This is a genomic window from Pseudomonas sp. LRP2-20, from assembly GCF_024349685.1.
In the GTDB taxonomy this organism is placed as follows: Bacteria; Pseudomonadota; Gammaproteobacteria; order Pseudomonadales; family Pseudomonadaceae; genus Aquipseudomonas.
The window spans coordinates 1414828-1426739 of record NZ_AP025944.1 but is presented as its reverse complement, the minus strand read 5'-3'; the positions used below and the strand labels follow the sequence as shown (position 1 = coordinate 1426739).

Genomic DNA, 11912 nt, shown 5'->3' with positions numbered 1-11912 from the left:
GCGCCATCCCTGGATTAGATGAACGGCCTCAGCGCTGGGCAGTCAACCACGGCCGGCAACTGGCAAACATGTCCAGCGACTGCTGGTAGACCTCGGTGTGCACCTGCAGCAGGCCCAGCATCGAGTGGAACAGGTTGTCCTGCGACAGCGGTGCATCGCTGAGCTTGGCCAGGCAGTCGGTGTCGATGCCGAAATCCGCCTTGTAGCTGTCGGAGAACCAGGTCAGCAGCGGCACGTGCTTCTGCTGCTCGGGGGCGATGGCATAAGGCGTGCCGTGCAGGAACAGGTTGTACTCGCCCAGCGACTCGCCATGGTCGGACAGGTAGATCATCGCCGTGTCGACCTTGTCCTGCTTGCTGCGCAGGGTGTCGATCAGCGAGGACAATACCTTGTCAGTGTAGGCCAGGGTGTTGTCGTAGCCGTTGATGATTTCCTGCTCGCTGCACTGGTTCAGCGCATTGCTCTGGCACACCGGGATGAAGCGCTCGCTCCCTTCGGGGTAGCGCTTGAAGTACTCGGGGCCGTGGCTGCCCATCTGGTGCAGCACCAGCACGGTGTCCTTGTCGAGGTTGTCGATCAGCTCGCCCAGGCCTTGCAGGAGGATTTCGTCATGGCATTCACCGCTGGCGCACAGCTGCGGGTCCTTGAGGTTGCTGACATCGATGAACTGCACGCGGTCGCAGGTGCCTTTGCAACCCGACTGGTTGTCGCGCCACTGCACGGCCAGGCCGGCACGCTGGAGGATGTCCAGCAGCCCTTCGCGGTTCTTCGCCACACGGGCGTCGTATTCCTTGCGCTTCATGCCGGAGAACATGCACGGCACCGAAACGGCGGTTTCAGTACCGCAGGAATGCACATCGGAGAAGCTCAGCAGGCCCTGCTGCCTGGCCAGGTTCGGGGTCGTATCACGGTCATAGCCCAGCACGCCGAAGTGATCGGCCCGCGCACTTTCACCCACCACCAGCACGGTCAGCGATTTGCGCTCGTGCTTCTGCCAGGCGATATCGCGCTTGGCATCTTCGCCATAATTCTGGAAGGGTCGCGCGGCGGTACCGACGCGCTCGTTGACATAACCGATGGTCGCGCCGACGACGTTGCTCGGGGTGAGCATCAGGCGCAGTTCGTGGTGGTTGCGAAACAACGACGACAGCCCTTGGTAATTGACCAGGGCCACCGAGCCCAGGGCCACCACGCAGGCACCGCTGACCACCAGCTTGCCCAGCAGTTCGCGGTGCCACGGGCGGTAGGCGATCTGCGCTTTCCACAGCAGCACCGACGGCAATACGCCAAGCAGCAGAATATAAGCCGCGAACTTGAACGACATCAGATCGCGCACTTCCGCAACATTGGTTTCGGCCATGTTGCGGAACATGCCGGCATCAATGAGTACGCCGTACTGGTTCATGAAGTAAGCGGCACTCGCACCACTTACGAACAACACGATCAATAGCGGTTTCAATACATAACGGAAGGCGAACAGCGTCAACACCAGGTTGAACGCGAACAACATCAGTACGGCGAATGCCAGACTCAGCCAAAGCCCCGACAAACCAGCGGGCACCACCTCTTGAAGGTGCTGCCAGAGGAACATGTTGAGACCGACCAGCAGGTAAACGCTGGCCAACAGCGTGACCCATTCAGTCCGCAGGGATTTGAAATTGAGCATCGGCATTCGCAATCAAGAGTAATTATCAACCCCCAGGCCTGATGGCTCCGTGGGAAAGTCGCGGAACTCTAGAAAGCGCACCATCAATTTTTCGTGAAAAAGACGGTAACAAATTCGTAAGCCGATGCATTTTTTTACATTAAATTAACTTCATTCAGCAGCCGTTCAGCCGGGCAGGCGCTGTTTGGCATAGGGTTCGCGGTCGATGTCGAGCACTTCGACGCACAGCTGGATGTCCACGCCGGCCTGGGCCGGGATGGCGTCGCGCAGCACCTCGAGCAAGCTGCCGGACAACTGCTGCTTCACTTCTGGCGAGCGGCCACTGAGTATCGCCAGGCGCACATGGGCGAAGGCCCGCTCACCTGGCGCGGTACCCACCCGGTACTGCTTGAAGGCCTGGGCCCGGCTCTTGATGTCGGCCTCGTCGGCGAACTGGCCACTGCCGACCAGGGCGTGGTTCAGGCGCAGCAGCAGGACATCGACATTCAGATCACACAGGTTGTCGCTGTATTCCAGGTTCAGATGAGGCATGGCGCAGGTTCCAGGCACAGGTAAGGATGCGACAGCCTACCCCAGTCCCCCACCTGCGCAAAGGCGGCTATCCTCAAAGGTCAGGACCTTACCGACAACCCTGACAGAGGTGAAGAAATGCCAGTTCCGCATGATCTGCTCGCTGACCTGCACATTACCGCTGACGCATTCCAGGCACTCATTGACAAGGATCAGGACCTTCACAAGCTGCACAAGGAATACAACACCAAGGACAAGGAAGTGCTGGCCGCCGAGGCCAATGGCACCAACGACGAGGCGGTCAACCGCCTGCGCAAGGAAAGGCTGCTGCTCAAGGACAAGATCGAACGGATCATCCATCCGCCCAAGGCCTGACAACCCTTAATTGAATTTATCGGCCTCTTCGCGGCTAAAGCCGCTCCTACAGGATCTGCGCATAACCTGTAGGAGCGGCTTCAGCCGCGAAAGGACAGCAGCCCTTACACCGCAGCCGAAGCCTTCAACGCCGCGTCCAGATCTTCGATCAGGTCGCGGTAATCTTCGATCCCCACCGACAAACGCAGCAAATTCTCGCTGATCCCCATCTCGCCCTTCTGCGCCGGGCTCAACGAGTTGTGCGACATGCTCCAGGAGTGGTTGATCATGCTCTCCACCCCACCCAGCGAGTCGGCCAGCACGAAGATCTGCAAGGCCTCGACCAGGCGGTTGAGCGCGGCGCGGTCGGCACCCTTGACCTTCATCGCCACCACTGCCCCACCTGCACGCATCTGGCGCTTGCACAGTTCATGTTGCGGATGGCTTTCCAGGCCCGGGTAAAACACCTGCTCGACCTGCGGGTGGCCTTCAAGGAAGCGCGCCACTTGCAGCGCGTTGGCGCATTGGCGCTCCATGCGCACATCCAGGGTCTTCAACCCGCGCAGGGCCAGGTAGCAATCGAAGGGCCCCTGGATCGCCCCGACCGCCATGCTGATCTTGCGCAGGCGCGCCAGCAGGTCGTCGTTGGCGGCCACTACCACGCCGCCGGTGAGATCCGAATGGCCGCCGATGTACTTGCTCGCCGAGTGCATCACCAGATCCACGCCGAGGGTGATCGGCCGCTGGTTCCACGGCGAGCAGAAGGTGTTGTCGATGCAGGTGAGGATGCCGCGGGCACGGGCCAGGTCGCAGACCGCCTTGATGTCCACCAGGTGCAGCAACGGGTTGGTCGGTGACTCGATCCAGATCAGCTGGGTCTCTGGCTTGATCGCTGCCGCCACCGCTGCGATGTCATTGAGGTCGACATACGTGGTGGTAAGGCCCGAGGTACGCCCGCGGTAGTCTTCGAGGATGCGGAAGGTGCCACCATAAACACCATTCATCACCACCACGTGGGCGTCCTTTGACAGCAGTTCCAGCACCGTGGCGGTGGCATTCACACCAGAAGCACAGGCCACCGCACCCACCCCCTCCTCCAGCGCGGCAACACAGCTTTCGTAGGCATGCCGGGTCGGGTTTCCGACGCGGCTGTAGGCATACTCAGGGTTATCGTCAAGGCTGCGCTTGATATAGGAACTGGCGGTGTAGATGGGCGGAAAGATAGCGTTATCGGCAACGCTGAACTGCTCGCCGGCGTGGATGGTACGGGTGGCGAAATTACGCGGCTTTTCGGACATGGTCGGGCCCATTGGCAGGATTCAAGCCTGCAACTATGGCAACAACCTGGCGCGGCGGCAATGCCGGGCCGATTCAGGAAATTTTCCTAGGCCTGGGGTAATCTGGAGAAAATTCTTCTCGATGGTTTGACCTTGCCATGGACAGTTTCGACCAACACATCCTCACCCTGCTGCAGCGCGACGCCTCGATCTCGCTCAAGGACCTGGCCGAAGCGGTCAACCTGTCGACCACGCCGTGCTGGAAGCGGGTCAAACGCCTGGAGGAAGACGGCTACATCCTCGGCCGTGTCGCCCTGCTCGACCCCGAACGTCTGGGGCTGGGACTGACCGTGTTCGTCCAGCTCAAGACCCAACGCCACGACAGCGCCTGGCTGGAGCAGTTCGCCAGCACGGTCACGGGGTTCGAGGAGGTGATGGAGGTCTATCGCATGTCCGGGGACTGGGACTACATGCTGCGGGTGGTGGTAGGCGATATCGCAGCCTATGACCGGTTCTACAAGAAGCTGATCAACAGCACCGAGGGGCTGTCGAACATCACCTCCAGTTTCGCCATGGAGCAGATGAAGTACACCACGGCCTTTCCGGTACATCGATCCTGAATCGGCGCTGGATTCTTCGCGGAACAAGCCCGCGCCCACAGGTACCTGGCAAATCTTGAATGCTGTGGTGAACCTGTGGGAGCGGGCTTGTCCCGCGAAAGCGGCCGGCCCAGGCAGCTTATCAATCCGCAGCGAGCACCGCTTCGATCCGGTTCCCGGCCTTGGCCTTCTCCAGCTTGATCGCGATGAACTTGGAAGTCGGCGTGTAAGTCCCCTCGCCATAACTCTCCAGCGGCACCAGCGGGTTGGTCTCCGGGTAATACGCCGCTGCCTGGCCATCGGGAATGTCATAGGGCACCAGGCGGAAGCCCGAAACCCGCCGCTCCACGCCATCCTCCCACAGCGACACCAGGTCCACGTGCTCGCCCGGCTCGAAGCCCAGGCGACGGATGTCCGCCTCGCTGACGAACACCACCTCGCGCAGGCCGAATACCCCGCGATAACGGTCATCGAGCCCGTACAGCGTGGTGTTGTACTGGTCGTGCGAACGCATGGTCTGCAGGATCAGGTCCGGCTTGTCACCCCGCGCCAGCACCTTGGCGTTGACCAGTTCCTCAGGCAGCGCATGGGGCATGAACCGTGCCTTGCCGGTGGCCGTGCGGAAGTTGCGCTCGGCCGCTTGGTTGCCCAGGTGGAAACCGCCCGGGTGCTGCAGGCGCTGGTTGAAATTGGCAAAGCCTGGGATGACGTCGGCGATCATGCTGCGAATGCGGCTGTAGTCGGCCACTGCGTATTCCCAGTCGATCGGTTGGTTGCCCAAGGTGGCCTTGGCCATGCCGGCGATGATCCACGGCTCCGAGCGCATGTGCGGCGAACGCGGGCGCAGCTGGCCGTTGGAGATGTGCACCATGCTGAAGGTATCTTCCACGGTCACGCCTTGCGGCCCTTCGGCTTGCAGGTCGATCTCGGTACGACCCAGACACGGCAGAATCAGGGCATCGCGGCCGGTGACCAGGTGCGAACGGTTGAGCTTGGTGGAGATCTGCACGGTCAGCGCGCAGTTGCGCAGCGCCGCGTGGGTGCGCGGGGTATCCGGCGTGGCTTGGGCAAAGTTGCCGCCCAGGCCGATGAACACCTTGGCCTGCCCCTCTTCCATGGCCTTGATCGCCAGCACCGCGTTGTGCCCGTGGGCGCGTGGCACCCGGAACTTGAAGCGTTTCTCGATGGCGTCGAGCAGGGCCGCCCTGGGCTTCTCGTCGATGCCCATGGTGCGGTCACCTTGCACGTTACTGTGGCCGCGCACCGGTGAAAGGCCGGCACCGGGCTTGCCGACGTTGCCGCGCAGCAGCTGCAGGTTGACGATTTCCTGCACGGTCGGCACCGAATGGCGATGCTGGGTGACCCCCATGGCCCAGCACATGATCACCCGTTCGGCCTTGCGGTACATGCGCGCGGCCAGTTCGATCTCGGCCAGGGTCAGGCCCGACTGCTTGACGATGTGCTCCCAGGAGGTGGCATCCACCGCTGCCAGGTAGTCATCGACGCCGCTGGTATGCTCGGCGATGAAGGCATGGTCGAACACCGCCGGCTCGCCCTTGGCCTGGGCCTCGCGCTCCCACTGCAAGAGGAACTTGGCGATGCCGCGCATGGCTGCCATGTCGCCGCCCAGGGCCGGGCGGAAGTAGGCACTGGTGGTCGGTTCGGAGCCGTTGCTGAGCATCTCGAACGGGTGCTGCGGGTGCTGGAAGCGTTCCAGGCCACGCTCCTTGAGCGGGTTGAAGCACACCACCTGGGCACCACGCTTGACCGCCTCGCGCAGCGGTTCGAGCATGCGCGGGTGGTTGGTACCGGGGTTCTGGCCGATGACGAAGATCGCGTCGGCCAGCTCCAGGTCGTGGAACACCACGGTGCCCTTGCCCACCCCGAGGGTTTCCGACATGCCGGCGCCGCTGGCTTCGTGGCACATGTTCGAGCAGTCGGGGAAGTTGTTGGTGCCGTAGGCACGGACGAACAGCTGGTAGAGGAACGCCGCCTCGTTGCTGGCCCGGCCCGAGGTATAGAACTCGGCCTGATCAGGCGAGTCGAGCGCGCGCAGGTGCTGGGCGATCAGCTCGAACGCCTCTTGCCAGGTGGTTTCGACATAGTGGTCGGTGGCGGCGTCGTAGCGCATCGGGTGGGTCAGGCGGCCTTGATATTCGAGCCAGTAGTCGGTCTGGTCGAGCAACGCGCTGACGCTGTACCTGGCGAAGAACGCCGGGTCCACCGAGCGGCCGGTGGCTTCCCAGTTCACCGCCTTGGCGCCGTTCTCGCAGAACTTGACCATGTCGCTTTCCGGCGACTCGCCCCAGGCGCAGCCCGGGCAGTCGAAGCCGCCGTTCTGGTTGGTCTTGAGCATGGCCCGCAGGTTCTTGAAGGCATTGTCGCTGCCCAGCCAGCTCTTGGTCACGCTCTTCAGCGCGCCCCAGCCGGCGGCGGGGCCCTTGTAGTCCCTGATGTGTTGGTCCTGGCTCATGCGGTCAATCCTCACGCTTCGATGCTTTTTTTCAGCCTATGGAGCGCAAGGAAGCACGTCTAATCGAAAGATCTTACGGCGTGATAAGTGGTTTCGATCATGAGAGTTTGACTGGAAATTTTCAGCGCCTGGGAAATCGAGCGCCGCCCGCGCGGCGCATCGCGAGCTGCGCTCGCTCCTACGTTTGTTTCCGGCCAGTAACGCCTGTGCAGGCGCGCGCGACCGCCTTGTTGGTACGACGTGATATCACGCCATGCGCCAAGGCGTTCGCGCGAAAATCCCCCAGGAACTACTGGCCCGAAACAAACGTAGGAGCGAGCGCAGCTCGCGATGCGCCGCGCGGGCGGCGCTCGATCTCCCAGGCGCTACCCCCCCTGCGCCAACCGATAGAGGACATTGATGAATCGGTCGGGGAAAGCAATTTGACGGGGCTGGCCACAGGCTATAGCTTGGATCCTGTAGCCCCCACTTCCTTTCGAGTGCCAACGTGGAACAGAACAGCCGGGCCCTGATCGACGGCTTCAACCGGAAAATCGACTACCTGCGTATGTCGGTCACGGACCGCTGCGACTTCCGTTGCGTGTACTGCATGGCTGAAGACATGCAGTTCCTGCCGCGCCAGCAGATCCTCAGCCTCGAAGAACTGTTCCAGGTGGCCGAGCGCTTCGTTGCGCTGGGCACCCGCAAGATCCGCCTGACCGGCGGCGAGCCGCTGGTGCGCCAGGGCATCGTCGACCTGTGCGGGCGCATCGCCGCCCTGCCCGGCCTGCGCGAACTGTGCATGACCAGCAATGGCTCGCAGCTCGGGCGCCTGGCCCAGCCGCTGTTCGACGCCGGCGTCACGCGCCTGAACATCAGCCTCGACAGCCTCGATGCCGAGCGTTTCAAGCAACTCACCCGCACCGGCGACCTGAACCAGGTGATCGCCGGCATCGATGCCGCACGCCAGGCCGGCTTCCAGCGCACCAAGCTCAACTGCGTGGTGCTCAAGGGCCGCAACGATCACGAGCTGGTCGACCTGGTGCGCTTCGCCATCGACCGCGAGCTGGACATCACCTTCATCGAGGAAATGCCGCTGGGGGTGATCAACGAGCATGAGCGCGGCGAGTCGTTCTGCTCCAGCGACGAAGTGCGTGAGCGCCTGGCCGAGCACTTCACCCTGATCGAGTCCACCGAGTCCTCCCAGGGCCCGGCGCGCTACTGGCGCCTGGCCGAAGCCGCACACACCCGCGTCGGCTTCATCTCACCGCACAGCCACAATTTCTGCGCCACCTGCAACCGCGTGCGCCTGACGGTCGAAGGCCGCCTGCTGCTGTGCCTGGGCAACGAACACTCGATGGACCTCAAGCAGGTGCTGCGCGCCCACCCCGGCGATGCTGCGCGGCTGGAGAAGGCCATCCGCGACTCGCTGCACCTCAAGCCCTATCGCCATCATTTCGAAGTCGGCGGTGAGGTGCAGATCCTGCGCTTCATGAACATGACCGGCGGCTAAGCGCCCGCCTCTGGATTGCCATGATCGTCCACCCCCGCCCCGATGTGCTGCGCGTGCTGTTCACCCTCAAGGGTTCGATCGTCAAGCGCATTGCCTTGCGCTGCCTGATGGTCACCTTGCTGGCCGCGCTGATCGTGCTGGTCGAGCGGCATTTTCCGGCATTCTTCTATCCGGTCAGCGCCACGCCCTTCACCTTGCTTGGCCTGTCGCTGTCGATCTTCATGAGCTTTCGCAACAACGCCTGCTACGACCGTTGGTGGGAGGGGCGCAAGGCCTGGGGCAAGCTGATCATCGAGACCCGCTCGTTCGTGCGTGAAAGTGGGGTGATCGCCGACGAGAAACTGCGCGCCGAGCTACTGCGCAGCCTGTGTGGTTTTGCCCATGGGCTGAATGCGCGGTTGCGCAACGAAAGCGAAGAGAACGCCACGCGCCCATGGCTGAACGAGGCCACCCCGGTGGCCGCGCACAATGTGTGCGATGGCATCCTGCGTGACATCGGCAGCCACTGCTCGCGGCTGGCAGAGCAAGGGCAGATCAGCGAATGGCGCTACACCCTGCTGGAACAGCGCCTGGCCGGGTTGACCGAGGTGCAGGCCACCTGCGAACGGATCAAGGGCTCGCCGCTGCCGTTCCCCTACACCTTGCTGCTGCACCGCACCATCTACATCTTCTGCCTGCTGCTGCCCTTTGCCCTGGCCGAACCGCTGGGCTGGCTGGCACCGCTGTTCACCACCATCGTCGGTTACACCTTCTTTGGCCTGGATGCGATCGGCAACGAGCTGGAGGACCCGTTCGGGCGGGATGAGAACGACTTGCCGATGGATGCCATGGTACGCACGGTGGAGCGGGATGTGCTGGGGGCCCTGGGGGTGGAGCCGCTGCCGCCGGTGTTGCTGCCGGTGGACTTTGTGTTGAGCTGATGGCCCTTTCGCGGGTAAACCTGCTCCCACAGGTACAGCACAGGCCTCAGGTTGCGCGCAATTCCTGTGGGAGCGGGCTTGCCCGCGAAAGGGCCGGTGCTGGCTAGCCGCGGCTTTCGCAGGCTTCGATGGGCTTCAGATGCTTGACGAAATTACAGGGCCGGTGCCGCGCATCCAGCTGCTCCACCAAAATGCCTTCCCAGGCAGTACGGCAAGCGCCGGTCGAGCCGGGCAGGCAGCACACCAGGGTGCCGTTGGAAATCCCCGCCAGTGCCCTGCTCTGCACCGTCGAGCTGCCGATATCGAGAATGGACAAGGCGCGGAACAGTTCGCCAAAGCCATCGACACTCCGGTCCAGCAGGCACTGCACTGCCTCCGGCGTGCTGTCACGCCCGGTAAAGCCGGTACCGCCGGTGATCAGCACCACCTGCACGTCGTCATCGGCGATCCAGGCCGCCACCTGAGCGCGAATCTTGTACAGGTCGTCCTTGAGCAGCGCCCGCGCCACCAGGCGGTGGCCAACTTCCACCGAGCGGCTGGCCAGCAGCTCGCCGGAGGTGTCATTGTCGTAGGTACGGGTGTCGCTGACGGTCAGCACGGCGATGTTCAGCGGTACGAAAACCGCATCGGGTTGGACGCGCACGGTGAAGCTCCTTGAATGGCATTGTCGTCACGCTAGAGGCAAGCCCGAGCAGCGTCCAATCGAAATGGCGAACCGGCCGATCAATGACATCTATCGCAGACGTGGGTTAAGGTCTGCACAACCAGACTCCAGGCACTTCCATGGACATCAAGCAGCTCAAGTTCCTCATCGCCCTCGACCAGACCCGCCACTTCGGCCAGGCCGCGGCGCTGTGCCATATCACCCAGCCGACCCTGTCCATGCGCTTGCGCAACCTGGAGGACGAACTGGACCTGGTGCTGGTCAAGCGCGGCCAGCGCTTCGAGGGTTTCACCGAAGCCGGCGAACGCATCCTGGCCTGGGCCCGCACCCTGCTCGCCGCCCATGACGGCCTGCAGGCGGAGGCCGCCAGTTGCCGAGGCCAGGTGGTCGGCAGCCTGCGCCTGGGCACTGTGCCGCTGGCCAGCTTCAACCCCATGCACCTGCTGCTGCCGCTGCGCGAGAAATACCCCGAGCTGCAGTTTCAGCTCAGCTCGCACAGCACCGAGCAGATCATGGATGGCCTGAGCCGCAACCAGCTCGACCTGGGTATCTGCTACCTCGACCAGGTCAACGCCAACTTCTTCGAAGTGATCGAGCTGGGCACCACCACCATGGGCCTGCTGTTCGACACCCAGCACTTCCAGTTCGACGCCGACAGCCTGCGCTGGGACGAGCTTGGCGATATTCCCCTGGGCCTGCTGAGCAAAGGCATGCATTACCGCCAGTCACTGGACCTGAGCTTTCGCAGCCGCGGCCTTGAGCCCAATGCCGTGCTGGAAAGCGACTCGACCTTCCAGCTGGTGCAGGCCATCAACACCGGCGTGTGCTGCGCGATCATGCCACTGGGCTGCGGCCTGGAAGACCTCAGCGAACACATGCGCATCATCCCCATCGCCGACGCCAGCATCCACAGCCCGGTCGGCCTGCTGCTGCGCCGCAGCGAGCCACGTTCGGCGATTGCCGAGCAGTGCTTCGACGAAGCCAGGCTGCTGTTTCAGCCGGCCTGATCCGCCGTCGCCTGGCGGTACTGGCGGGGGGTAAAGCCCGTCAGTTGCTTGAACTGGCGGCTGAACGCACTGTGGTCGGTGTAGCCGCAGCGCAGCGCCACTTCGGTGATCGGCAAATCGGAATGCAGCAGCCGGTGCGCGTGTTCCAGGCGTGCCTTGTGAATCATCTGCCGCGGCGTGAGGTGAAACACCCGCTTGCAGTAACGCTCCAGCTGCGCCACGGAAATGCCAGCGATGCGGGTCAGCTCACTCATGCTGATCGGCTGGTGGAAATGGCGGCGGATATGCTCGTCCACCGCAGCCAGGCGCTGGTAGGCGGGGTGGGTGTCGGCGGCTGACTGCAGGTCGACGGAAATGCCCACCAGGCCGATGATCTCGCCGTCCGGGTTGCGCAGCGGGCGCTTGTGGGTCAGGCACCAGCCCGGCTCTCGGCTGCCGTACAGGTGCAGTTCGAGCTGGTCTTGCAGCACCAGGCCGTCCTTGAGTACCCGGCGATCCTGCTCGGTGTAGCCGGGGCCCAGTTGCGCCGGGAACACTTCGGCGCTGGTCTTGCCCAGCAGCGGCTGCAGGCGCTTGAGACCACAGCGCTGGACCAGGGTGTTGTTGGCCAGCACATAGCGGGCGGCCGGGTCCTTGATGAAGATGGCGGCATTGGGGATCGCGTCGAGGATCGGCAGCAACAGCGACACACCCGCCAGCAGGGCCTCCAGAGTGGCCGGCCGATGCTGGTCGAGGGACTGGTACAGGGTTGCCAGGGGGGTATCTGTCATCGGGGCAATCTCTATTGGCTGCACTGGCCTCTTCGCGGGCAAGCCCGCTCCCACAACTACCGCGCAAGACTCTGGGATTGTAGTAAGCCTGTGGGAGCGGGCTTGCCCCGCGAATGGGCCATCAATGCCCATGAATCTCTAAAAGCCTTATACAGCAAGGCCTTCAGCCTACCTATCAAG

At 63.1% G+C, this 11912-nt stretch carries 11 protein-coding genes; 5 read left to right on the top strand and 6 right to left on the bottom strand.

Annotated features, from left to right (window positions below):
- Positions 1-28: 28 nt before the first annotated feature.
- Complete coding sequence (locus OCX61_RS06305) at positions 29-1666, bottom strand: phosphoethanolamine transferase (protein WP_261943048.1); 1638 nt, start codon at positions 1664-1666, stop codon at positions 29-31.
- Between the two features lie 165 nt (positions 1667-1831).
- On the bottom strand, positions 1832-2197 hold the full coding sequence (locus tag OCX61_RS06300) for a 5-carboxymethyl-2-hydroxymuconate Delta-isomerase (RefSeq protein WP_261943047.1): 366 nt from the start codon (positions 2195-2197) through the stop codon (positions 1832-1834).
- 117 nt (positions 2198-2314) lie between these two features.
- Between OCX61_RS06300 and OCX61_RS06295 the strand changes: the two genes are divergently transcribed.
- Positions 2315-2551, top strand: a complete 237-nt coding sequence (locus tag OCX61_RS06295) for an HP1242/YdcH family protein (protein ID WP_027918648.1) — start codon at positions 2315-2317, stop codon at positions 2549-2551.
- A 104-nt stretch (positions 2552-2655) separates the two neighbouring features.
- Here OCX61_RS06295 and OCX61_RS06290 read toward each other — a convergent pair whose 3' ends face one another.
- Positions 2656-3840: a trans-sulfuration enzyme family protein gene (locus OCX61_RS06290; protein WP_261943046.1), complete on the bottom strand. Its 1185-nt coding sequence runs from the start codon at positions 3838-3840 to the stop codon at positions 2656-2658.
- Positions 3841-3965: 125 nt separating this feature from the next.
- On the opposite strand from OCX61_RS06290, the gene OCX61_RS06285 reads away from it, so the two are divergent.
- The gene (locus OCX61_RS06285; protein WP_261943045.1) at positions 3966-4427 is read left to right on the top strand and encodes an Lrp/AsnC family transcriptional regulator; all 462 of its coding nucleotides are present in this window, start codon (positions 3966-3968) and stop codon (positions 4425-4427) included.
- Between the two features lie 121 nt (positions 4428-4548).
- Here OCX61_RS06285 and OCX61_RS06280 read toward each other — a convergent pair whose 3' ends face one another.
- On the bottom strand, positions 4549-6879 hold the full coding sequence (locus OCX61_RS06280; RefSeq protein ID WP_261943044.1) for an FdhF/YdeP family oxidoreductase: 2331 nt from the start codon (positions 6877-6879) through the stop codon (positions 4549-4551).
- Between the two features lie 487 nt (positions 6880-7366).
- On the opposite strand from OCX61_RS06280, the gene moaA reads away from it, so the two are divergent.
- On the top strand, positions 7367-8371 hold the full coding sequence (gene moaA / locus OCX61_RS06275; protein ID WP_261943043.1) for a GTP 3',8-cyclase MoaA: 1005 nt from the start codon (positions 7367-7369) through the stop codon (positions 8369-8371).
- A 20-nt stretch (positions 8372-8391) separates the two neighbouring features.
- A complete protein-coding gene (locus OCX61_RS06270) occupies positions 8392-9291 on the top strand; it encodes a bestrophin family protein (RefSeq protein ID WP_261943042.1) in 900 nt (299 codons plus the stop codon).
- 103 nt (positions 9292-9394) lie between these two features.
- On the opposite strand, the gene moaB is transcribed toward OCX61_RS06270, so the two are convergent.
- Complete coding sequence (gene moaB / locus OCX61_RS06265) at positions 9395-9934, bottom strand: molybdenum cofactor biosynthesis protein B (protein ID WP_261943041.1); 540 nt, start codon at positions 9932-9934, stop codon at positions 9395-9397.
- Positions 9935-10074: 140 nt separating this feature from the next.
- On the opposite strand from moaB, the gene OCX61_RS06260 reads away from it, so the two are divergent.
- Positions 10075-10962 carry a LysR family transcriptional regulator gene (locus OCX61_RS06260; protein ID WP_027918641.1) on the top strand — a complete coding sequence of 296 codons (888 nt, stop codon included), beginning with the start codon at positions 10075-10077 and terminating at the stop codon, positions 10960-10962.
- On the opposite strand, the gene OCX61_RS06255 is transcribed toward OCX61_RS06260, so the two are convergent.
- Positions 10950-11732, bottom strand: coding sequence for an AraC family transcriptional regulator (locus tag OCX61_RS06255; protein WP_261943040.1), 783 nt, complete (start codon positions 11730-11732; stop codon positions 10950-10952). The genes OCX61_RS06260 and OCX61_RS06255 overlap by 13 nt on opposite strands.
- Positions 11733-11912: the final 180 nt, after the last annotated feature.